Genomic DNA, 22,724 nt, shown 5'->3' with positions numbered 1-22,724 from the left:
CCGCAGCCCCGGAAGCCTCCACCGCCCCGGGCGCCCTGGGTACCACCACCGCGGCGGACGCCCCGGACGCCTCCACCGCCCGGATGGCCTCAGAAGCAGCGCCGTTCTCCTCCCGCTCGCGCGCCATCTCCAACTCCCGCGCTTCTTCAAGCGAATTGATGACGACGCCGATGAGGAGATTGACGAGAAGGAACGAGCCGAGCAGGACGAAGGACGCGAAGTAGACGATCGCCCAACGGGAGATCTCCAGCCCTTCGCGCACCGCGTCCCCGAGTCCGTCGAGCGTGATGAGCAGGAACAGGCTGAGCGCCGCACGACCGAGCGAACCGAAGTGCTCGGGGTTGCCGTCGGCGAAGAACACCCAGCCGACCATGGCGTAGACGTACAGCAGGAGCGTGCCGACGAGCAGGAAGCTCAGCGTGCCCGGCAGGCTCTTGCCCACCGCCACGATGACGATGCGCAGTTGGGGCAGGATCCGCGCGGCGCGCAGCACCCGGGCCAGCCGCAGCAGCCGCAGCATCGTGGCGTTCTCGCGGGCGAACGGCAGAAAGGCCAAGGTCACGACGAGGACGTCGAACACGTTCCAGGGGTCGAGGAAGAAGTCCCGGGGCCGGTCGGCGTGGGCGGCGCAGCGCAGCAGGATCTCGACGGTGAACGCGGCGAGGAAGGAGTACTCCACCGCCTTGAGCACGCCGTGCCACTCCTCCACGACACTGCTGTACGTCTCGACGCCCAGCAGTGCCGCGTTGGTCACGATGAGGCAGAACACGGTGCCGGTGAAGGCCGGGGATTCCACGACCCTGCGGCCACGCGCGGCGATCACGCGCCGTAAGGGTGCGGCGACCTGTTCGGACATGGTGTGACTCGGCTCCTCGCGTACTCGCGGGTTCGTTGCCTCCGCAGGCCGGCCCCCGCTCACCGGCCGAAGTGGATCTTAGACCGACCGGTCACGGAGGGTGCGGGAGACCGTGGGCCCGCTCGACGTTCGGGCCGGTCACCACGAGGGGCCCTCGCGAGGGCGGGTCCGTGCCCGGAAATTCTCCCGCGCGCGCTCTCGCGGTCCAGTGGCTAGCGTGAGAAGGCGAACCAACCCTGCGGAGGGCGAAGGAGCCGAGCCATGGCTGTGCGAGCGGAGGGCTCACCGTGCTGGGCCGACGCGATGTTCCCCGACCCGGAGGCGGCGAAGAGCTTCTACGGCGACGTGCTGGGCTGGACGTTCGGCGAGTCCGCGGAGGAGTACGGCGACTACACGCAGGCGTACGTCGACGGCAAGGCGGTGGCCGCCGTCGTACCGTCGATGCCCGGCCAGGAGGGCCCGGGGGCCTGGTGCCTGTATCTCGCCTCGCCGGACGCGGCCGCCACCGCCGTGAAGATCCGTGACAACGGGGGCGAGACCCTGATGGACCCGATGCAGGTCGGCGACTTCGGCACGATGCTGCTGGCCCGCGACCCGGCCGGCGTCACCTTCGGCGTGTGGCAGGCGGGCTCCCACAAGGGCTTCGAGGCCCAGCGGGTGCCGGGCGCGTTCTGCTGGGCCGAGGTTTTCACCCGGGACCCCGGCACGTCCGACGCCTTCTTCTCCGCCGTCTTCCCGTACACGATGATGAAGATGGAGGACGAGCACGTCGACTTCAGGCTCTACAACCTCGGCGACGAGACGGTCCTGGGGCGGATGCGGATGGGCGACGAGTTCCCGCCGGAGGTGCCGTCGCATGTGAACGTGTACTTCACCGTCGCGGACTGCGACGCGGCCGTGGCGAAGGCGACCGAGCGCGGGGCGGTCCTCCGGTTCGGCCCGATGAGCATGCCGTTCGGCCGTTTCGCCGCGCTGACGGACCCGCAGGGCGCGGCGTTCTCCGTGATCGACGTCCACACGACCGAGGGCGAGGCGCCCCGGATGTCCCCGGTGACCTGACCGTCCCCCGACGGTCCTCGGCGTACCGGTCACGCTTCTGGCGTCCCGACCACGCTCCCGGCGTCCTGGCCTCGGCCTCTACCGCCCTCCGCCGTGTCGGGAGCCGCCACGGCGGTTCCCGACACGGCGGTTCCGGGCGGCTCCGGGCGGCTTTCCCCGTGTCTCCCGGCACTGCCACTCCTGTGGCGGCTCCACCGAGTTGCGGGGGCGTCCCGCATGGGGTTGTTTCAAAGGGGGAGGCGGGCACGCGTGCCCGCGAGGTTCCCGGCCCGACCGGCCGGGTCCCCGGCTCCCCCGGTCAGGTCCCCGGCTCCCTTGGTTGGGGGTGACACGCCGTGTTGTTCGTCGACCGCGCGGACGCGGGACAGCAGCTGGCCGAGGCGCTCCGTCATCTGGAGCGGGAGAACCCCGTCGTCCTGGGACTGCCGCGCGGCGGGGTCCCGGTGGCGTTCGAGGTGGCACAGACGCTGGGCGGTCCGCTCGATGTGATCGTGGTCCGCAAACTCGGTGTACCCCATCACGAGGAGGTGGCGTTCGGCGCCATCGGCGAGGGCGGGACCCGGGTCCTCAACGAAGACGTGATCAGCCGTCTGAGCTCCAGGAAGCAGGATCTCGCGGCGGTCGAACGGGTCGAGGCGGCGGAACTGGCGCGCCGGGCGCAGGCGTACCGGGCGGGCAGGCCACGGATACCGGTCGAGGGCCGGACCGTGATCGTGGTGGACGACGGCGTCGCGACCGGTGCCACGGCCGAGGCGGCCTGCCGAGTGGTCCGGGCACAGCATCCGGCCCGTCTGGTGGCGGCCTTTCCGGTGGCGCCCCCGGACGCGGTGGCCCGGCTGCGGGAGTGCGCGGACGAGGTGCTGTGCCTGTCCGTACCGCCCCTGTTCTACGCCGTCGGGGAGTGGTACCGGGACTTCTCCCAGACCTCCGACGAAGAGGTCGTCGCGCTGCTGGCCCGCGCCCGGTACGGCGGACACGTGACACCGGGCAGCGACTGAGTACTGCGACCGGGGCGGGCCCACCACGGCCGTGAGGCGGTCCGGCTGCCCGGGGCTCGCCCCTCACCGCCGGCTTCGGCCCGGCGGTGAGGGCTCTACAGCCGAGCCGGATTCAGCGGCCTTCCCTGCCGAAGAGGAGCCTCCACGGCGCGAGGGCCGATTCGAGCTGCACACCCAGCCCGAGTTTCGACTGACCCGCGACCCGCTCCTCGAATCGGATCGGCACCTCGACGATCCTCAAACCGCGCCGGACCGTGCGATGGTTCATCTCCACCTGGAAGGAATATCCGTTGCTGCGGACGGAAGACACATCGATCGCCTTCAGCGTCGCCGCCCGCCACGCCTTGAAACCGGCGGTGGCGTCCTTCACCCGCAACCGCAGGATCGCGTTGACATAGAAATTCGCCCATGCGGAGAGTGCCTTGCGGTACCACGGCCAGTCGGTGGCGAGCGAACCGCCCGCCACATAACGGGACCCGATCACCACGGCGGCGTCCTCCGCGAACAGCGTCTCGATCATCACGGGGAGGCGCGACGCGGGGTGGGACAGATCGGCGTCCATCTGGACGACGATGTCCGCGCCCTCGTCGAGCGCGCATGTCATCCCCGCCACATAGGCGCGGCCCAGTCCGTCCTTCTCCTTGCGGTGCAGCACCCCGACCACGCCGCCGGTGTCCACCGCCAGGCGTTCCGCGACCGCGCCCGTGCCGTCGGGCGAATTGTCGTCCACCACGAGGACACGCAGGCCGGGCAGTTCCAGACCGGTCAGGAGATCCACGAGGACGGGCAGATTCGCCCGCTCGTTATAGGTGGGCACCACCACCACGATCTTCAGCGATTCCTTCGCCCCGGCCTTTTCCTCGTGCCGCATTTCCCACTTCCCCATGTCCAGCTCCCCCACATCCCGCTGTTCCTCCCCGACTCCCCCTCGGATTCTCCACGCACTCTCCGAAAGCTCTCCGGGCGCTTCTCCGCGCAGGATCGCGCGAGCCTAACATCCGTTTTTCTCGGTCGGCGACGAAAGCGATGTCCGGGTATCGGCCGGGGAATTCTCCTCGGAAAGCCTCGCCTCGCCGCACTCTTTCTCCGGGCATCCGCCGGTGTGGTGGGAAGCCCGCCCGCGCTCCGGGTACGCGCCCGCGCCGGACGGTGGAGCCGCAGAACCGGGCCAGGACCGGACGAGGCCGGACCCGGCCAGGAGCGCCGAACGAGAAAGGGGGTGATCCCGTCTCCGGGAGGGGCCGGCGGCGGGCACGCCAGGCGCCGCGTCCACGCCGCAACGGCGGCGTCCCCTACCAACGCGATGCGAGACGATGGCAGGGGAACGCCGTTGAGGAGGAACAGCCACCGGCATCGGGCGATTCAACCCGTGACACGCCGACAGCGGTCCGTCAGCCGCCGACCCTAGTCACGCGAGCCCGCCCCCGCCGCGCACCGCGCCGACCGCCGCACCACGCTCCACTCCAACAGCGGACGGGGTGACCACGGGGTGGCCGTCGCGTACACGGGGCCGCGGCCGTCACCCGGGCGGCGCGGCCCGCTCCGTACAATCCGCGTACGCGGCCACGGCACGGTCCGCGCGCGGAACCACGGTGTCGCCGCGCGAACCCGCGACGGCCCCGCCGCCCGGCCGACGGAACCGTCCCGCGCCGCCGCACCCGGAAGTCGTGCAGCGACCGGTACGCCCGAGAGCGAGAGGTTTCCCGTGGCCGTAGACAACCCCGCTCCGCCGCCCGGCGACACCGGCGGGCGAGCCCCTGACACCGCTTCGCCGCCCCGGCCGGTCACCGTCGTCACCGGCGGCAGCCGCGGCATCGGCGCCGCGACCTGTGTCCATCTGGCATCCGAAGGCCATGACCTCGTACTCGGCTACGCGCACGACGCCGAGGCCGCCGAACGGACCGCCGCCGCGGTCCGGGCGGCAGGGGCGCGTTGCGAGACGGTACGGGTGGACACCGCCGTGGAGTCCGATGTGGAACGGCTCTTCGACCTCGCGGCGGCCCGGCTCGGCCCGGTCACCGGCCTGGTCAACAACGCCGGTGTGACGGGGCCGTTGGGGCGGCTCGTCGACGCCTCCACCGATACCCTGCGCCGGGTCCTGGACGTGAACCTCCTCGGCGTCCTGCTGTGCTGCCGCCGGGCCGTGAGGGACATGGCCGCCGCCGGGGCGGGCGCCGTCGTCAACGTCTCCTCGGCCGCCGCCACCCTCGGCAGCCCCGGGGACTTCGTCCACTACGCGGCCACGAAGGCGGCGGTGGACGCCCTGACGGTGGGGCTGTCCAAGGAACTGGGGCCGGACGGCATCCGCGTCAACGCCGTCGCCCCCGGAATGATCGACACCGAGCTGCACGCCACCGCGGGCGACCCCGACCGGGCGCACGCCGCCTCGCCCGGGATCCCGCTCGGCCGGCCGGGCACCGCGCCGGAGATCGCCTCGGCCATCGCCTGGCTGCTGTCGGACGAGGCGTCCTACGTGACCGGAGCGGTGCTGCGGGTCGCGGGCGGACGTTAGCCACGCGAGGCCGGGGCCGACCAGGACCAGGGAGCCGGAACAGGCGACCTTTCCCGCCCAGGCCGGTGCGCGCCGACCGGCACGCGCCCACACCGGTGCACGTCCACCACCGGTGCACCCCGGCCGGGAGACACCACCGCCGGAGCCCCGGAGGCCGCACACACGCCCCGGGGCTCCAGGAGCCCGGAACTCGGGGCTCGGAGCCTGGAGGCGCTGACTCAGGTGAGCGGGTGCGAGGTCCTGCCGGACGCCTCGTCGATCTCGTCGTGCGCCTTCGTCAGCATCTTCATCGCCATCTCATTGAGTGCTCTGGCTCCCGCGATCTCCTCACCGACCCTGGGCTGGGACTTGTCGGAGGGGTGACGGCTCGCGTATCCGTGGGCGCGCACCTCGGTACCGTCCGGCAGCCTCACCAGAGCGGCGGCGCGGGTGCGGGTGCTGTCCTCCTCGAATTGCAGATCCACATGCCACCCGACAGCTGTGTGCATCATCTCGATCACCTCCCTACCAGGGTGCGCCCGTTCCGTTGCCCCTGCACCACGGCGGAGCCTCGCGAACAGGCATGACGCCTGTACCCCGGACCCCTCGCCTCCCGGCCGGACCGTGCCGCCACGAGCCGGCGGTACGAACGTCCCGGGTTCCGGACCCGGGAGCCGATGGTCTACCGGTTCCCGAGGGACACCCCGGACCCTCCGGCGGAGGCGGGGCCGACGGCCGGGCAGGAGTCGGGGTCCGGGCCGGAGGCGGGACCGCGTCCGCCGCTGCGGGCGGACCAGACGTGCGGCAGTCGCACGAGGGCCGACCGGCCGAGAGCCCATCGGTCGCGTACGGACCGGCCGAGGACGAACGGACGGCCCGGAGCGAACCGGTCGAGGGCGGACCCGTCGAGAGCCAGTCGGTCCAGGTCCAGGGTGCCGTGCGTCGCCGGGGCGGCCGGTGGGAGCCGGAGCGCCGTCGCGATCTCCTCGGGCAGCGGCCCCAGGCCCAGCAGACCGGTGACGATCCGGGTCGTCAGCGCGTGCCACGCCCCGGCGCGGCGCAGCATCGCGTGATCGCTGTTCCGGATCGCGACCAGGCAGGAGCGGGCTCCGGCGCGGCGGGCACGGGTCGCGAAGGACCGGGATTCCCCGGGACTGGTGACGCGGTCGCGGGTGCTGTGGAGGAGCACGACGTCACGGTCGGCGAGCTGGGCGACCGGATCGTCGGCCGGGCACCAGGGAGCGAGGCCCACCACCCCGCGTACCAGCGGATGGCCGGCGGCGCGGAGGGCGGCGCGGGCCCCCATCGAGTGGCCGACCAGGACCACCGGGAGGTCGCCCGCCTCCCGCCGCAGGGCGTCGAGGGCGCGCACCGCGTCGTGGAACGGGTCCTCGCGGGCACCGTTCCAGCCCTGGTGGGCGTAGCGGGCGCTGCGCACCAGGACGTCCCCGGCGCCGCCGCCGTCCACGTCCCCGTCGCCGCCCGTTCCCCCGCCGTCGCCCGCCGCCCGGGCGACGGCCCGCGCGAACGGCCGCATCCGTACGGCGGGCAGGTTCAGGAGGCCGGGCGGGGGCGGGCCCAGGCCCGTCTCGCGGCCGCCGTGCAGCAGGAGCACGGCCGCGGAGGGCGGTCGACGGCCCGTCATGCGTACCCCCTGCGCCCGGCCATGCCCACCTCCACGCGTGCCTCCTGCGCGATACCCCTCGTACCCTCTGTGCGGTACCCCGCGTCCATGACGAGCATGCGGCACAAACCGGGGCCGTGTCACCGCTTCACGGCCCGCCGGCGGAACCGCGGCAGGGCGATCCGCCGTCCACAGGGTGTGGACAGGCGCAGGAAGGTCGAACCGTACGCGGCACCCGGCGGCATCGCCGCTTGTACCGCCCGGCAACGACCCGGCATCAAGCACCCGGCAAAGTTTTCCGGAGTCCGGCAGTGACCTGCGGCTGCCCCGTATGCGATCATCCAGCCAGTTCGACGGAGATGTTCGGGGGATGCATGTTCGGAGGATTTCGAGGATCGAGAAAGGTGAGCGCATGACCCTGTTTCTCGGTCTCGGCATCGCGGGAGTCGTCCTGCTCGTTCTGTCGTTGGTCTTCGACGGCATCCTCGAAGGTGTCTTCGGCGGTGTGCTCGACGGCCTTTTCGACGGATTCCTGTCCCTCCCCGTCATCGCGGGGTTCCTGTCGATGCTCGGCTTCGGAGGTGCGATCGTGCTCGGTACGACGGGCGCCGGCACGGTCGTGGCGACCATCGCCGGTGTCCTGGCCGGAATCGTCGCAGCCTGGCTCACCTGGAAGTTGAGTCGGGTCCTGATGCGCGACCAGACCAGCGTCACTCCGCGCGGGGACGATCTCGTCGGCACGTCCGGGTCGGTCGTCACGGCCATTCCGGTCGACGGCTACGGCGAGGTCCTGGTGCGGCTCGCGGGCCAGCCGGTGAAACTGGCGGCGAAAAGCCCGGTGCCGATCGGACGCGGCACGGAGGTCTGGGTGGAGGCCGTGCTGTCCACCACCTCAGTGGCGGTCCGGCCCGTCGAGCACTGACTCCGGCCCAGCCGGAACCGTCCCAGCCGAACCCACCCGAACCGAAGCACCACCCGTCGCACCACCACCCGCAATCGAACTGCCGCCCCCGTAGGGAGGCAGGGGGGACAAGCCCTATGAGCCCAGTCGTGACCGCAGTCATCGGAGTCGTCGTCCTCCTGGTACTGCTCGCACTCATCGTCATCACCCGCTACAAGGTCGCGGGGCCCAGCGAGGCGTTCATCATCACCGGACGCCGCGGCAAGAAGTCGACCGACCCGGTGACGGGCCGCACCAGCATCGACAACAGCGGCCAGAAGGTCGTCGTCGGCGGTGGCGTCTTCGTCGTCCCGTTCGTCCAGCAGAAGTTCACCCTGGACCTGTCCAGCCGGCACATTCCGGTGGCCGTGCGCGGGGCCGTCACCCTGCGCGGGGTGAAGTCCAACCTCGACGGCGTCGCGATCGTCAAGGTCGGCGGCAGCGAGGAAGCGATCCGGGCCGCCGCCCAGCGCTTCCTCCAGCAGCAGGACGGCATCGTCGGCTTCACCCAGGAAGTGCTCTCCGGCGCGCTGCGCGCCATCGTCGGCCGGATGTCGGTCGAGGACATCATCCGGGACCGCGCCGCGTTCGCCAGCCAGGTCGCGGAGGAAGCCGAGGCCAGCCTCTCCGGCCAGGGCCTGATCCTGGACGCCTTCCAGATCCAGGACATCACCACCGAGGGCTCCTACCTCGAAGACCTCGGCCGTCCCGAGGCCGCCCGCGCCAAGCAGGAGGCGGACATCGCCGAGGCGAACGCCAAGCGCGCCTCGGAGCAGGCCCGGCTGAAGGCCGCCGAGGAGATCGCCATCGCCGAGCGGACGTTCTACCTCAAGCAGTCGGAGATCAAGGCCGAGACGGAGGCCGCCGCGGCCAAGGCCAACGCGGCCGGTCCGCTCGCGGAGGCCGCCCGCGAGCAGGAGATCCTCACGGAGCAGGAGAAGGTCGCCGAGCGCCAGGCCGCGCTGACCGACCGCGAGCTCGACACCAAGGTCCGCAAGCCCGCCGACGCCGCCCGCTACCAGGCCGAGCAGGAGGCGGAGGCCCGCCGGATCGCCCAGGTCAAGGAGGCCGAGGCGGACGCCGAGCGCGCCCGGTTGACCGGTCAGGGTGAGAAGCTGCACCGCTCGGCCCTCGCCGATGCCGTGCGCATCGAGGGTGAGGCGGAGGCCGCGGCCATCGCCGCCAAGGGTGGCGCCGAGGCCGACGCCATGCAGAAGAAGGCGGACGCCTTCGCCCGGTACGGCGACGCGGCCGTCCTCCAGATGCTGGTCGAGGTGCTGCCGCAGGTCGTCGCCAAGGCGTCGGAACCGCTCAGCGCCGTCGACAAGATGACCGTGATCTCCACGGACGGCGCCAGCCAGCTGTCGCGCACGGTCACCGACAACGTCGCCCAGGGGATGGAGCTCCTCAGCTCCGCCACGGGCGTCGACCTCCCCTCGCTGCTGAAGAACCTCAAGGGCGGCACGACCGGCGCCGCCACGGGCAAGACCGCGTCGGACGGCACGTCCGCCCGGCCGGCGGGCGGGGCCGAGGTCGCACCCGCCGACGGGAAGATCGAGATCACCGACTGACTGGGCCCCGCCCCGTACGGATCCATCCGCACGGGCCCGCCCCGCATGTGCCCGGCTGGTACCGCACCGGCCGGGCACACGCATGTCGGGACGGCACTCGCACCGTGCCCCTCCCGTCCCCGCGATCCCCGCGATCCCCGCGATCCCCGCGAGCGGCCGGGAACGGTTCCCCGGCCACCACCGGACGGACACGTCCCGTCTCCCCGGTGCCCGTAGCCTCGGGCCCGGTCCCGAACCCCGCGCCCTCCCACCTTTTCCCGCACCGACGTATCGGAGGCGGCGGAACCCTCCGGTTAAGGTAATGCGCGGATAAAGAGATCAGCACGTGTGTCGACTTGTCACCACATCTCTCAGGAGGAAGCCATGGGGACCCACCGCACCCCGCTGCCCGGAGTCGGCGTCCAGTACGACTACACGACCGAGTCGGGCCAGCACATCTCCGTCGTCGTCCACCACGACGGGCGTCGGTTCCTCGGCTTCTACGACCAGGACGATCCTGATTCGTGCCGCCTCTCGGTACCGCTGACGCCACAGGAGGCGACCGGCCTCGCGCACCTCATCGACGCCGCGCCCATCGACGCCGTGCGGACCGAGGGCATCGACCTGGTCACCGAGCACATCCCGCTCGGGTCGCGTTCCCCGTACGGCGGACGGCTGCTGGCGGAAACCCGGGCGCGTACCCGCACGGGGGCCTCGATCGTCGCGGTGCTGCGGACGCACAGTGCGCATCCGTCGCCCGGGCCGGACTTCCGGCTGGCCATCGGGGACACGCTCGTCGTCGTCGGAACGAGGGAGGGCGTCGACGCGCTCTCCAACATCATCGCGGAGGGCTGACAGTGCATGACATGACCGCTTTGCTGGTGGAGCTCGGCTCCGTCATTCTGGGGCTGGGCATCATCGGGCGGTTCGCGGCGCGGGTAGGACTCTCGCCGATCCCCCTCTATCTGCTGGCGGGACTCGCCTTCGGGCAAGGCGGGCTCCTGCCCCTCGGGGCCAGTGAGGAGTTCACGGCCGTCGGCGCCGAGATCGGCGTCATCCTGCTGCTGCTTCTGCTGGGGCTGGAGTACAGCGCCTCGGAGCTGGTGACCAGCCTCAAGACCCAGTACCCGTCCGGGGCCGTGGACTTCGCCCTCAACGCCACCCCGGGAGCGGTGGCCGGACTGCTGCTCGGCTGGGGGCCCGTGGGCGCGGTCGCGCTCGCCGGCGTCACCTGGATCTCCTCCTCCGGGGTGATCGCCAAAGTCCTCGCGGATCTCGGACGCCTGGGCAACCGGGAGACGCCCGTCGTCCTCGGCGTGCTGGTCATCGAGGACCTCTCGATGGCCGTGTACCTGCCGCTGCTCACCGCGATGCTCGCGGGCGTCGGCCTGGCCGGAGGCAGCATCGCCCTGCTCATCGCGCTCGGCACCGTCGGATTCGTGCTCTACCTGGCCCTGCGCCACGGACGGCTGATCAGCCGGGCCGTGTCCTCCGACAACCCGGAGATGCTGCTGCTCGTCGTGCTCGGACTGACCGTCCTGGTGGCCGGTGTGGCACAGGAGCTCCAGGTGTCCGCGGCCGTCGGCGCCTTCCTGGTCGGTATCGCGCTCTCCGGTGAGGTCGCCGAGGGCGCGCGCAAGCTGCTGACACCGCTGCGAGACCTGTTCGCCGCCGTCTTCTTCGTGTTCTTCGGTCTCTCCACCGATCCGTCCGCGATTCCGCCGGCCCTGCTCCCGGCCGCGCTGCTGGCCGTCGTCACCACCCTCACCAAGATCGCCACCGGCTGGTACGCCGCCCGCCGGGCCGGGATCGGTTCGAAGGGACGCTGGCGGGCCGGCGGGACGCTCGTCGCCCGAGGCGAGTTCTCCATCGTCATCGCCGGGCTGGCCGTGGCGACCGAGCCCCGGATCGGGCCCATAGCGACCGCGTACGTCCTCATCCTCGTGATCGCCGGACCGCTCACCGCCCGCTGGACCGAGCCGATCGCCGCCAAGGTGCTGAGCCGGCGCGGTGGCGCCGCCGCCACGGGCGCCGCCACGGGCGCCGCGAGCAGTGCGGGCGCCGCGAGCAAGGCCGCCACCGCGGTCGGCGCGAGCACCGCGATGACCGCGAGCGACTTGGGTGCCACGAGCGCGGCAAATGGAGAGGCCCCCACGGCCCCCGCCGCGCTGGAGGAGATCTCGGCCTCCGCCGACTAATACCGTGACCGGCGGTGTTTGCCCATCACAGCACCAGGCCGTGACCGCGCCCGGTCGGCCGGACGACGCCCGCACCGCGCGGCGCCGTCCGGCCGACCGGGGCTTCGCCGTCGAGGCACTTCTTCGGACGGCCACACGTTGCACCCTGTGCTGTTTCCGGAACACGCAGCACACTCAGCTGCTAACTTCTACACGTCTGTAGAGTTTGATTTTGGTTCCGGCCAGACCACGCAACGCAACGTATGGAGACGACATGGCACTGTGGGATCGGATCAAGGAATCCGCTTCGTCGATGCAGTCGCAGCTGGAAGCGAAGAAGAACGAGCTGAAGAGCGGCGCCTTCCGTGACGCGAGCATGGCCATGTGCGCTCTCGTCGCCGCCGCCGACGGCTCCGTCGATCCGTCCGAGCGTCAGCGGGTCGCCTCGCTGATCGCCTCCAACGACGTGCTGCAGAACTTCCCGGTCGACGACCTCCACCGCCGCTTCAACGACTACGTGGGCAAGCTCACCGCCGACTTCGACTTCGGGAAGGTCAGCATCCTCCAGGAGATCGGCAAGGCGAAGAAGAAGCCGGCCGAGGCCCGTGCCGTCATCCAGATCGGTATCGTCATCGGCGGTGCCGACGGCCACTTCGACGAGTCGGAGCGGGCCGTCGTACGGGAGGCGTGCTTCGCGCTCGACCTCCCGCCGCACGAGTTCGACCTGTAGCCGGCGCTTCCCCCTCCCGGCGGGCCGGCCACCCCGGCCCGCCCCCCGTACGCCGGGACAGCCGCGGACCGGTCGACCACCGCATCCGCGCCCGGCAGGCCGGGGGTGTTCAATTCCCCCGATGCGCACCCCCGGCCACTCTTCGTCCGCACCGCCCCCTCCCCTCCCGGGAGGCCGCCTCCCCCGCCTCCCCCTCCCGTGGCATGGCCGGGTTTCCGCCGCGGCACGGCGGCACGTCTCCCCCGCCCCGCGGCACGACTCCCCCGCCCGCGTCACAAGTCTTTCGTCGGCCAGTCCAGCAGCCGGGCGCCGATCACCGCCGTCTGCAGCGTGTAGCGGTGCATCGGGTCGGAGGGATCGGCCCCGGTCAGCTGATGGATCCTCTCCAGCCGGTAGGTCAGCGCCCGTACGCTCAGCGACAGCCGCCGGGCCGTCTCGGCGGCCACACAGCCCGCGTCGAAGTAGGTGGTGAGCGTGTTGAGCAGGGGCTCGGCCCCGCCGCGCGCCCGCCGGAGCGGGCCGAGCTGGCTGCGCACCAGATCGGCCATGGCCTGCCGGTCCCGGGTCAGCACCGGGTAGACCAGCAGATCGGCGGCGTACAGCACCGGATCGTCCAGGTCCATCCGTTCCGCGAGTTCGAGCGCTTCGAGCGCCTCGTCGTAGGAGTGGACCACGCCACCCGGGCCCGGATGCGGGCGGCCCACCGCGACCCGGCCCCCGTCCGTCGCCGCGTGCGACTGCTTGGCGAAGTACCGCAGCACATCGGGCTGGCCGGCCGGGGCGATGCAGACCAGCCGCCCGTCCTTCGTCGTGATCAGGATCTTCCGGCCGCTGAACCGGGTGAGCATCGCCGACTCGACCGTGCGCGGCACGGAGTCGGTCTCCGTGTACGCGTCCGGACCGGTGGCCACCGCGACGGCGTGGGAACGGGAGAGCCGCAGCCCGAACCGGGTGGCGCGCGCGGCGAGCCGCCCCAGATCGCTGCGCCCGTACAGCAGGTCGTCGATGAACTCCCGGCGTGCCGCCTCCTCGCGTCGCACGGTCAGCCGCTGGGCCCGCTCGAACCCGTCGGCGAAGGCGTCGACGGCCTGCTCGACCGCGGCCAGCACGGAATCGGTCGTCGCGGCGTCGGCCGAGGGGCCGCACGGCCAGTCGGAGCGGGTCGCCGCGAGGTGGAGGCCGACCAGGGCGCGTATCTGGAAACCGGCCTCGGCGGCCTGACGGCCCATCTCCCGACGGGCATCCAGCTCATCCCGGGTCAGCCGGCGGCCGGTAGCCGCAACTTCGGCCAGAACACTGACATAATCCCCCAAATAATCCGCTGGAATCTCTGGCGCTGCCACACGCACTCCTCACTTCTCGATATGACTCCGACGCTCGTCCAACGCCCACACCGTGCTGCCGGTGCCCGGCATCAAGGACGGATAAAGATTGCCGGATTCCGGCAGTGCGGCGCAGCCGCCCCGGATGACACGATCGGTCCAGCACCACGGGGGAACACGGGGGACCCACGGGGGGAACACGGGGGACCCACGGGGGGAACACGGGGGACGACCCGGTTGCCGCGGCACCGCTCTGCGCGGACCGCGGCGCCAGGGTCACACCCGCCTCCTCCACCGGCCCCCGCCAGAACAGACAGGGGTGGACCGATGCAGGAGTTCCTGAACGCGGCGACCGCCTTCCCGGCGGTCCTGTTCGGTGCGGCACTGATCGTGGTCATCTTCTTCTGGCTGCTGGTGCTGGCCGGCGCGGCCGACCATGAATCCTTCGACGCGGACCTCGACACCGGCCTGGCCGGGATCGGCGGAGTGCCGGTCACCGTCTCGGTGTCCCTGCTGATCGGCATCGGCTGGTTCACGAGCCTGACCGGTACCGTCCTGCTGCATCGCGGCGGGACCACGGGTACCCTCCGCGCGGTGCTCGCCTGCGGTGTGCTCGTCGGCGCGCTGCTGATCGCCTGGGTCGTCACGCGGACGCTGGTACGGCTGCTGCGCCGCCGCCTCCCGGACGTGCCTCCGCCCTCGCGGCAGGACTTCCTCGGCCGGGTCTGCACGATCCACACCGGCTCCGTGAGCGCCGACTTCGGTCAGGCCGAGGTCGTGGCGGACGACGGTTCCACCGCGATCGTCCAGGTCAGGCTGTTGCGTGCGACGGACGCCCCGCTGCTCGTCTCGGGCAGCACGGGGCTGCTGTACGCGTACGACGAGGACGGCGAGTTCTTCTGGGTCTCGCCCTACGACAAGGCGCTCGATCCCGGACCGCCGAAGTCACCTGACCTATCGGCGCGTCGTGCCACCGCGCGTGCGACCGCACGGTCCGGCGCCCGACGCGTCCCCCGTCACTCCGCCTGAGCCGAACGGGCCGCCCCGCCGGGCCGGCCCCGGTCGCGCCGCGCACAGGTCGAGCCGGATCCGCTCCCGCCCGGCCCGCACCGCCGACCGGAACCCACCGGAGCGCTCGGGGCCGCGCCCGTACCTCACCGGAGCCCATCCGAGCGCACGGGGCTCGGCGCGGTTATGGTCGGCAGACCGCCCGCCGACCGGGCGAACCGCCTGGCGTGCCCCTCCGCTCCCCTATCTCTCCGCCTTCCGCACCAGCGTCAAGGACTGCCATGGATGCCATCACCTTGGGATTCGGCGTGCTCATAGCCGTCGTCCTACTCATCGTCATCGCCCTGCTCCTCATCATCAGCCGACTCTTCCGCAAGGTGGAGCAGGGCAAGGCGCTGATCATCTCCAAGACCAAGAAGGTCGATGTCACCTTCACCGGCGCCGTCGTCCTGCCGGTGCTGCACAAGGCCGAGAGCATGGACATCTCGGTGAAGACCATCGAGATCCGCCGCACCGGGCGCGAGGGCCTGATCTGCCAGGACAACATCCGCGCCGACATCCACATCACCTTCTTCGTCCGGGTCAACAAGACCATCGAGGACGTCATCAAGGTCGCCCAGTCCATCGGTACGGAGCGGGCCAGCGACGAGGCCGCGCTCCAGGAGTTCTTCGGCGCGAAGTTCGCCGAGGCGCTCAAGACGGTCGGCAAGCAGCTCGACTTCGTCGACCTGTACACCAAGCGCGAGGAGTTCCGGGACCGGATCATCCGGGTCATCGGTACCGACCTGAACGGCTACCACCTGGACGACGCGGCGATCGACTTCCTGGAGCAGACGCCCATGGCGCAGCTCGACGGCGCCAACATCCTCGACGCGCAGGGCATCCGCAAGATCACCGAGCTGACGGCGATCGAGCACGTGCGCACCAATGAGTTCCAGCGCACCGAGGAGAAGGAGATCACCCGGCAGAACGTCGACGCCCGGGAGACGATCCTGGAGCTGGAGCGGCGGCAGTCCGAGGCCGAGATCAAGCAGCGCCGCGAGGTCGAGACGCTGCGGGCCCGTGAGGAGTCGGTGACCGCCAAGGTCCAGGAGGAGGAGCGGCTGAACGCCCAGGCCGCGTTCATCCGCACCGAGGAGCAGCTCGGCATCCAGCGCGAGAACCAGGCCCGGGAGGTGGCCGTCGCGCAGAAGAACCGCGAGCGGGTCATCGCCGTGGAGAACGAGCGCATCGAGAAGGACCGGCTGCTGGAGGTCATCGCACGCGAGCGGCAGACGGAGCTCGACCGGATCGCCGCGACGAAGGAGGTCGAGTCCGAGCGCCGCGAGGTCGCCGACGTCATCCGGGAGCGGATCGCCGTGGACCGCACGGTCGCGGAGCAGGAGGAGTCGATCAAGACGCTGCGGGCCGTCGAGGAGTCCGAGCGCACCCGTCGGGCCGTCATCATCGCCGCCGAGGCCGAGGCGCAGGAGAACCTGGTCAAGGACATCAAGGCCGCCGAGGCGGCGGAGGCCGCGGCCTCGCACCGGGCCGCCGAGCAGCTCACGCTCGCCGAGGCCCGGCTGAAGACCGCGGATCTGGACGCGCAGGCGAAGCTGCGGCTGGCGGAGGGTGTCCAGGCGGAGTCCGCGGCGCCCGGCCTGGCGGAGGTCCAGGTGCAGGACGCGGCGGCGGAGGTCATCGAGAAGACCGGTCTCGCGGAGGCCGAGGCCACGTCCGCCCGGCTCAAGGCCGAGGCGGAGGGGGCCCGGCTCAAGGCCCTCGCGGAAGCGGAGGGCACACAGGCCCAGGCGACCGCCGACGCGGCGATGATCGGCGAGAAGCTGAAGGCCGAGGCGGCCGGACTCACCGAGAAGGCGGCGGCGATGGCGGCGCTGGACGACGCCTCGCGCGGACACGAGGAGTACCGACTGCGGCTCGCCGCGGAGAAGGAGATCCGGCTGGCCGGGCTGGATGTGCAGCGCCAGGTCGCGGAGGCACAGGCGACCGTGCTGGCCACCGGCCTGGAGAACGCCGACATCGACATCGTCGGCGGGGAGTCGGTCTTCTTCGACCGGCTGCTGTCCGCCGTCTCGATGGGCAAGAGCCTGGACCGGTTCGTCGAGAACTCGGACACCGCGAAGGCCCTCGCCGGGCCGTGGCTGGACGGAACGTCGTCGTTCACGCAGGACCTGACCCGGATGGTGGGTTCGGTGACGACGGGGGACGTGCGGAACCTGACGGTGTCGGCGCTGCTGACGCAGCTCATGCGGGCTCCGGGGGCCGGGGTCGCGCCGGAGCAGGTGGGCCGGCTGCTGGCCGCCGCCCGGGAGTCGGGCCTCGCGGACCTGCCGGTCTCCGCACTGACGGGGGTCGCCGGTGCGGCGGGAGCCGTCGGCGCGGCCGTCGCGGGTACGGGGACCGGGGCCCCGGTGAACGCTCCGGATGCCGGCACGGACGCGCGCACGGCGCAGAACGGGACGCCGATCGCGTAGGCGCGCTCGTCCGGATCGCGCCGCCCGCGCGGGCACCGCTCGCCCCGCGGGCGGCCCGGTCCGGGCGCCGCGAACGGCCATGGACCCGTCCGGGGCGGGGGCGGCGGGCCGCGCCCCGGACATCCCCGGGCCCGTCCGGTGACCGTCGAACCGTCCCCCGGCACCGGACGGGCCCGCCACGGGGCCGCCCCACCGCGGAATCGCCCCGGCACGGTCCGCACCGCCCCGCCACCCGACGCACGGGGCGTAAAAAGCCTCACCACCCGCCCGACCGTTCCACCCCAGGCCGTGCCCCGCAGCAGGCGGCTCACCGCCGGCCGCGCCGGACCCGAAATCACACCCGGGCGCCCCGCACCACAGAACCGCCGCCCGCCCCACAGGCGCCCGCACCGCACACCTCACAGAAAGCCGCACGCATGGACACCGACACCACGACCGCACCGTCCGCCGGCGGCCCCGTGGACGCGGGAACGTACGACGTGCTGCGCCGCCGGCTCCACGACCGGGCCGCCGAAGTCGCGGCCCGCTCCGAGGCGCTCAACGCCCGCCGCACCGAGGAGTTCGGCTCGACCGAACTCCGCCTCACCGGCACCGAGCGGATCCACACCGCCCAGGCATGCGTGCCCCGCGACCTGGTGGCCGTGGGCGGGCGGTTGCTCTTCGGCTTCGAACGGGGCCCCGGGGCGGCGGACCCGGTCGAGGTGAACGACGTCCTCGCCCTGTACGGGCCGGAGTTGGCCGAGCCGGACCCGTACCCGGGGCACGGCGGCCTGCTCGACGACGAGGCGTTCGTCCGCGAGTTCGGCACCCTGCACCGCTACTACCGCGACGCCCGTCTGCTGCGGCTGCGCCGGGTGGAAGGGAAGCTGCTCGCCGTCTTCCGCACCGGCGAGAACGCCGACGGGGTCCGGGTGCTGCGCTGGGCGCTGGGCGCGGACGGCTCGCCCGGCGCCTTCCTCGACGCGCGCGGCGACCGCGACCACGTCTTCCCGCCGTCGCACGACTTCACCTGGACCGTGGCGGGCCGCGAGTCCCATGTCCCGGGCCGTCACCCGCACATCGCCATCGGCGGCGACCCGGACAACCCGGACGGGGGCGTGCTCTTCGTCGACACCCTCGGCGGCACCCTCACCATCAAGACGGTCAACGACACCGACAGCCCCGACGGCATCTACGAGGAGCCGGTCGCCGCACCCCTCCAGTCCCTCGCCGACGCCGATGTCGAGCACGCGGCCATCGGACCGCTGGTCCTGCTCCGCGTGCGCCCGTACAACGAGGAGAACTGGCGGTACCTGGTCTACAACTCGCTGCTCGGCGTCGTGACGCGGCTCGACGGCATCGGGCCCGCGTGCCACCGGCTCCCGGAGGACCAGGGGATCATCTTCCCCGGCGGCTACTACCTCACCACCGGGACCGCGAAGACCTTCGACATCGCCGAACCGCTCACCGACCCGGTCTTCGAGGGCGCGGTCCGCTCCCCGAACGGGGAGGACGTCCTCTACGTCTTCCGCTCCCCCGACGACGGCCGCAGCCTGCTCCTGCCCTACAACCTGATCCGGCAGGAGGTCGACACCCCGCTCCAGGGGCGGGGCCACGCCCTGCTCGACGACGGGACGCTGGTCCTGCTGAAGGCCGGTGCCGGGAGCGACGAACCGGCCCGGGTCCACCCCGTGCAGCGCTGGCGGACCCCGTACGTCGCCGACACGTACGCCGCCTCCCGCCCCACCGGGACGGGCCCGCTCGCCCGGATCGGCAACGCCGATCTGGTGCGCGGCATCTCCGATCTGCTGGCGCTGGCGCACAGCGCCACCGAGACGACCCCGACCGCCGCCGTCTACGCGGCACTGGTCGCCGACTGCACCCGCACCACCGACCGCTACCACTGGCTCGACGACCCCGAACTGGGCGATATCGCCGTCCCGTTGGCCGAGCTGCGGGAGACCGCGCAGCAGATCATCGGCGAGTTCGAGACCGTGCGGGAGCTGACCCGGCAGGCCGCCGACGCCCTCACCGAGACCACCGCCCGGATCACCGCACTGGTTCGCCGCGTGCGCGGCGAGGCCCCGCGCACGGCCGCCGACTGGGTGGGGCAGCTCACCGAACTCCGGCGCGCGCACGGGCATCTGGCGACGCTCGCCGAGATGCGGTACGCGGACACCGAGCGGATCGCCGAACTGACCGCCGCCACCGCCGACGACGTCGAGTCGGCCGGACGGCGCGCCGTCGCGTTCCTCGGCCGGGACGACGCGTTCGCCGACTACCACGCCGACATCGCCCGGCTGACCGACGAGGCGTCCGCGCTGGCCACCGTCGTCGACGCCGCGGCGCTCGGCGACCGGCTGACCGGGATGACGGAGGGCCTGAGCACCGTCACGGACGTCGTCGCCGGGCTGGAGATCGGTGACACCACGGTCCGTACGTCGATCCTGGAGCGGATCGCGGAGGTGCTCGGCGAGGTCAACCGGGCCCGCGCCACCCTCGACGCGCGCCGCCGCGAACTCCTGGACCACGAGGGCCGGGCCGAGTTCGCCGCCGAGTTCGCGCTGCTCGGGCAGGCCGTCACCGGGGCCCTGGCCGCCGCTGACACCCCCGACGCCTGCGACGACCAACTGTCCCGATTGCTCCTCCAGTTGGAGAACCTGGAGTCGCGGTTCGCGGAGTTCGACGACTTCCTCGCCCAACTGGCCGAGCGGCGTGCCGAGGTGTACGAGGCGTTCTCGGCCCGCAAGCAGGCCCTGCAGGACGCGCGGGCCCGCCGGGCCGAGCGGCTGGCGGACTCGGCCGCCCGGGTCCTGGAGACCGTGTCGCGGCGGGTGTCCGCGCTGCCCGACCCGGACGCCATCCACACCTACTTCGCCTCCGACCCGATGGTGGCGAAGATCCGCCGCACCGCGGACGAACTGCGGGAACTGGGCGATCCGGTACGCGCCGAGGAGCTGGACGGGCGCCTGCTGGCCGCCCGCCAGGAGGCCGGCCGGGCCCTGCGCGACCGGAGCGAGCTGTACGCGGACGGCGGGTCCGCGATCCGGCTGGGCCGGCACCGGTTCGCGGTGAACACCCAGCCGTTCGACCTGACGCTCGTCCCGCACGGGGAGGGCCTGGCCTTCGCGCTGACCGGCACCGACTACCGGTCACCGGTCACCGCCCCCGAGTTCGCGGCGACCCGCGCGTACTGGGACCAGACGCTGCCCTCCGAGTCGCCGCGCGTCTACCGCGCCGAGCACCTGGCCGCGCGGCTCCTCGACGAGCACGGCGCGGACTCCCTCGCCGCCCTGGACCCGGCCGAACTCGCCGCTCTGGTACGGGAATCCGCAGCCGCCGCGTACGACGAGGGGCATCAGCGCGGAGTGCACGACGAGGACGCGAAGGCGATCCTCACCGCCCTGCTCGAACTCCTCCCCGGGGCCGGTCTGCTGCACTTCCCGCCCGCCGTGCGGGCGGCGGCCCAGCTGTTCTGGGCGTACCGGGCGGACGAGGCCCGGCGTGCCTCGTGGACCCGGCGGGCGGTGTCGCTGGCCCGCGCCCGCGAGACCTTCGGGCTCGCACCCGCCGTGACCGCGCTCCAGGAGGAGTGGGCGGACAGTATCCGGGAGGAGTCCCGTCCCGGCGACCGCCGCCACGGCACGGCCACCGGCCCCGACGGCGGGCCCGGGGACGGGGAAGCCGATCCGCGGGCCGTCGCCGCGTACCTCTTCGAGGAGCTGACCAGCGGCCCCGACGGCTTCGTCACCAGCGCCGCCGTCCGCACGTTCCTGGAGAAGTTCCGCCGCGCCACCGGGTCCTCGGCCTACGACGAGGACCTGGCCGCCCTCCGCGACGACCTCCCGGCCCGCCGCCAGCTGGCCGAGGGCTGGCTCGCCTCATACGCGGCGGCGAGCGGCACCGGCGTCGAGCCGGGCGACCTCGCGGAGGCGGTCGCCGTGGAGCTGTGCCCCGAATCGGTGCTCGACCGGTACGACTGCGCGGCCCCGCTCACCACCACCGTGGACGGGCTGCTCGGCAACCACCCGCGCGTCGACCGGGGCCGGATGACCCTGCGGCTGGACGAATTCCTCGCCCGCACCGCCGAGTTCCGCACCGAGACCGTCCCCGGCTTCCGCGCCTACCAGCGTCTGCGCACCGAGCTCGTGACGGCCGAGCGCGCCCGGCTGCGGCTCGACGACCACCGCCCGCGCGTCATGTCGGCCTTCGTCCGCAACCGGCTGCTGGACGAGGTGTACCTGCCGCTGATCGGCGACAGCCTCGCCAAGCAGCTCGGCACCGCCGACGCCGACCGGCGCACCGACTCGCAGGGCCTGCTGCTGCTCGTGTCGCCGCCCGGCTACGGCAAGACGACGCTCATGGAGTACGTCGCCGACCGCCTCGGGCTCGTCCTCGTCAAGGTCAGCGGACCGAACCTCGGCCACGACGTGACCTCCCTCGACCCGGCGCAGGCGCCCACCGCGACCGCCCGCCAGGAGGTCGAGAAGATCAACTTCGCGCTGGAGGCGGGCAACAACACGCTGCTGTACCTGGACGACATCCAGCACACCTCTCCCGAACTGCTCCAGAAGTTCATCCCGCTCTGCGATGCCACCCGACGCATCGAGGGCGTGCGAGACGGCGAGTCGCGCACCTACGACCTGCGGGGCAAGCGGTTCGCGGTGTGCATGGCGGGCAACCCGTACACCGAGTCGGGGGCCAGGTTCCAGATCCCCGACATGCTCGCCAACCGGGCCGACGTGTGGAACCTCGGCGAGGTGCTGACCGGCCGCGAGGACGTCTTCGCGCTGAGCTTCGTCGAGAACGCGCTGACCGCCAACCCGGTACTGGCCCCGCTCGCCGGGCGGTCCCGCGAGGACCTGGCGCTGTTCGTGCGCCTCGCCTCCGGCGACCCGGCCGCCCGCCCGGACCGGCTCGACCACCCGTACGCGCCCGCCGAAGTGGAGCGGATCACGGCGGTGCTGCGCCATCTGCTGACCGCCCGGGACACGGTGCTGGCCGTGAACGGCGCGTACATCGCCTCCGCCGCGCAGACCGACGAGTCGCGCACCGAGCCGCCCTTCCGCCTCCAGGGCTCGTACCGCAACATGAACAAGATCGCCGAACGGATCGTGCCGGTGATGAACGCGGCCGAACTGTCGGCGGTCATCGGCGACCACTACACCGGCGAGGCGCAGACGCTCACCACGGGCGCCGAGGCCAACCTGCTGAAGCTCGCCGCACTGCGCGGTCTGCTCACCGGCGAACAGGCCGCGCGCTGGGCCGAGATCACCGCCTCCTACGTGCGCACGCAGACGCTCGGCGCCGCGGACGACGACCCCCTGGGGCGGGCCGTCGCCGCGCTGGGGCTGCTCGCGGAGCGGATCGCAGCGGTGGAATCGGCGATCGTCCGGGTCGCCGACCCGCGCCATGTCCTCACCAACCCGACGGCCCGGCACGCGGCTCCCCCCGCCGCGCCGCGCCCCGCGCCCCTCAACGATCACCCACCGATGCCACACGGAGATCACTGACCT

13 protein-coding genes and 3 pseudogenes are annotated in these 22,724 nt (G+C 72.4%); 11 read left to right on the top strand and 5 right to left on the bottom strand.

What is annotated here, in order from left to right:
- Positions 1–127 precede the first annotated feature (127 nt).
- Positions 128–856, bottom strand: a pseudogene (locus ACIHCL_RS15090) (ion transporter); the annotation flags it as partial.
- Positions 857–1,117: 261 nt separating this feature from the next.
- Between ACIHCL_RS15090 and ACIHCL_RS15085 the strand changes: the two are divergent.
- Both ACIHCL_RS15085 and ACIHCL_RS15080 read left to right on the top strand, forming a co-directional pair.
- Complete coding sequence (locus ACIHCL_RS15085) at positions 1,118–1,915, top strand: VOC family protein (RefSeq protein ID WP_399861632.1); 798 nt, start codon at positions 1,118–1,120, stop codon at positions 1,913–1,915.
- A gap of 335 nt (positions 1,916–2,250) precedes the next feature.
- A pseudogene (locus ACIHCL_RS15080) lies at positions 2,251–2,877 on the top strand (phosphoribosyltransferase); the annotation flags it as partial.
- Between the two features lie 148 nt (positions 2,878–3,025).
- On the opposite strand, the gene ACIHCL_RS15075 reads toward ACIHCL_RS15080, so the two are convergent.
- Positions 3,026–3,799, bottom strand: a complete 774-nt coding sequence (locus ACIHCL_RS15075; protein ID WP_399861629.1) for a polyprenol monophosphomannose synthase — start codon at positions 3,797–3,799, stop codon at positions 3,026–3,028.
- 819 nt (positions 3,800–4,618) lie between these two features.
- Here ACIHCL_RS15075 and ACIHCL_RS15070 point away from each other — a divergent pair.
- Positions 4,619–5,425: an SDR family oxidoreductase gene (locus ACIHCL_RS15070; RefSeq protein WP_399861626.1), complete on the top strand. Its 807-nt coding sequence runs from the start codon at positions 4,619–4,621 to the stop codon at positions 5,423–5,425.
- A gap of 218 nt (positions 5,426–5,643) precedes the next feature.
- Here ACIHCL_RS15070 and ACIHCL_RS15065 read toward each other — a convergent pair whose 3' ends face one another.
- Both ACIHCL_RS15065 and ACIHCL_RS15060 read right to left on the bottom strand, forming a co-directional pair.
- The gene (locus ACIHCL_RS15065) at positions 5,644–5,916 is read right to left on the bottom strand and encodes a DUF1876 domain-containing protein (RefSeq protein WP_399861623.1); all 273 of its coding nucleotides are present in this window, start codon (positions 5,914–5,916) and stop codon (positions 5,644–5,646) included.
- 401 nt (positions 5,917–6,317) lie between these two features.
- A pseudogene (locus tag ACIHCL_RS15060) lies at positions 6,318–7,049 on the bottom strand (alpha/beta hydrolase); the annotation flags it as partial.
- Positions 7,050–7,440: 391 nt separating this feature from the next.
- On the opposite strand from ACIHCL_RS15060, the gene ACIHCL_RS15055 reads away from it, so the two are divergent.
- The 5 genes from ACIHCL_RS15055 (at position 7,441) to ACIHCL_RS15035 (ending at position 12,425) form a co-directional block, all read left to right on the top strand.
- A complete protein-coding gene (locus tag ACIHCL_RS15055; RefSeq protein WP_399861620.1) occupies positions 7,441–7,950 on the top strand; it encodes a hypothetical protein in 510 nt (169 codons plus the stop codon).
- Between the two features lie 116 nt (positions 7,951–8,066).
- Positions 8,067–9,539, top strand: a complete 1,473-nt coding sequence (locus ACIHCL_RS15050; protein ID WP_399861618.1) for a flotillin family protein — start codon at positions 8,067–8,069, stop codon at positions 9,537–9,539.
- A gap of 363 nt (positions 9,540–9,902) precedes the next feature.
- Positions 9,903–10,373 carry a cation:proton antiporter regulatory subunit gene (locus ACIHCL_RS15045; protein WP_399861615.1) on the top strand — a complete coding sequence of 157 codons (471 nt, stop codon included), beginning with the start codon at positions 9,903–9,905 and terminating at the stop codon, positions 10,371–10,373.
- Between the two features lie 2 nt (positions 10,374–10,375).
- On the top strand, positions 10,376–11,716 hold the full coding sequence (locus tag ACIHCL_RS15040; RefSeq protein WP_399861613.1) for a cation:proton antiporter: 1,341 nt from the start codon (positions 10,376–10,378) through the stop codon (positions 11,714–11,716).
- A 253-nt stretch (positions 11,717–11,969) separates the two neighbouring features.
- The gene (locus ACIHCL_RS15035; protein ID WP_399861611.1) at positions 11,970–12,425 is read left to right on the top strand and encodes a tellurite resistance TerB family protein; all 456 of its coding nucleotides are present in this window, start codon (positions 11,970–11,972) and stop codon (positions 12,423–12,425) included.
- A gap of 272 nt (positions 12,426–12,697) precedes the next feature.
- Here the strand turns inward: ACIHCL_RS15035 and ACIHCL_RS15030 are convergent, their stop codons facing one another.
- A complete protein-coding gene (locus ACIHCL_RS15030; protein WP_399861608.1) occupies positions 12,698–13,768 on the bottom strand; it encodes a PucR family transcriptional regulator in 1,071 nt (356 codons plus the stop codon).
- A gap of 306 nt (positions 13,769–14,074) precedes the next feature.
- Between ACIHCL_RS15030 and ACIHCL_RS15025 the strand changes: the two genes are divergently transcribed.
- From ACIHCL_RS15025 to ACIHCL_RS15015, 3 genes are all read left to right on the top strand, one after another.
- Positions 14,075–14,776 carry a hypothetical protein gene (locus ACIHCL_RS15025; RefSeq protein ID WP_399861606.1) on the top strand — a complete coding sequence of 234 codons (702 nt, stop codon included), beginning with the start codon at positions 14,075–14,077 and terminating at the stop codon, positions 14,774–14,776.
- 260 nt (positions 14,777–15,036) lie between these two features.
- Entirely contained in the window at positions 15,037–17,229 is a 2,193-nt protein-coding gene (locus tag ACIHCL_RS15020; RefSeq protein WP_399861603.1) for a flotillin family protein, read from the top strand.
- A gap of 416 nt (positions 17,230–17,645) precedes the next feature.
- Complete coding sequence (locus ACIHCL_RS15015; protein WP_399861601.1) at positions 17,646–22,721, top strand: DNA repair ATPase; 5,076 nt, start codon at positions 17,646–17,648, stop codon at positions 22,719–22,721.
- The last annotated feature ends 3 nt before the right edge of the window (positions 22,722–22,724 follow it).

The sequence above is a fragment of the Streptomyces sp. NPDC052042 genome (assembly GCF_044548345.1).
Classification (GTDB): Bacteria; Actinomycetota; Actinomycetes; order Streptomycetales; family Streptomycetaceae; genus Streptomyces.
Note: the sequence above shows the minus strand (reverse complement) of the source record. Positions and strands in the feature narration are given on the sequence as shown.

What these genes read in the sequence shown, in the direction of transcription:
- ACIHCL_RS15075 (WP_399861629.1), bottom strand. Translation starts at nt 3,799, where the DNA reads ATGGGGAAGTGGGAAATGCGGCACGAGGAAAAGGCCGGGGCGAAGGAA.
- ACIHCL_RS15045 (WP_399861615.1), top strand. Translation starts at nt 9,903, where the DNA reads ATGGGGACCCACCGCACCCCGCTGCCCGGAGTCGGCGTCCAGTACGAC.
- ACIHCL_RS15020 (WP_399861603.1), top strand. Translation starts at nt 15,037, where the DNA reads ATGGATGCCATCACCTTGGGATTCGGCGTGCTCATAGCCGTCGTCCTA.
- ACIHCL_RS15025 (WP_399861606.1), top strand. Translation starts at nt 14,075, where the DNA reads ATGCAGGAGTTCCTGAACGCGGCGACCGCCTTCCCGGCGGTCCTGTTC.
- ACIHCL_RS15085 (WP_399861632.1), top strand. Translation starts at nt 1,118, where the DNA reads ATGGCTGTGCGAGCGGAGGGCTCACCGTGCTGGGCCGACGCGATGTTC.
- ACIHCL_RS15055 (WP_399861620.1), top strand. Translation starts at nt 7,441, where the DNA reads ATGACCCTGTTTCTCGGTCTCGGCATCGCGGGAGTCGTCCTGCTCGTT.
- ACIHCL_RS15065 (WP_399861623.1), bottom strand. Translation starts at nt 5,916, where the DNA reads ATGATGCACACAGCTGTCGGGTGGCATGTGGATCTGCAATTCGAGGAG.
- ACIHCL_RS15015 (WP_399861601.1), top strand. Translation starts at nt 17,646, where the DNA reads ATGGACACCGACACCACGACCGCACCGTCCGCCGGCGGCCCCGTGGAC.
- ACIHCL_RS15035 (WP_399861611.1), top strand. Translation starts at nt 11,970, where the DNA reads ATGGCACTGTGGGATCGGATCAAGGAATCCGCTTCGTCGATGCAGTCG.
- ACIHCL_RS15050 (WP_399861618.1), top strand. Translation starts at nt 8,067, where the DNA reads ATGAGCCCAGTCGTGACCGCAGTCATCGGAGTCGTCGTCCTCCTGGTA.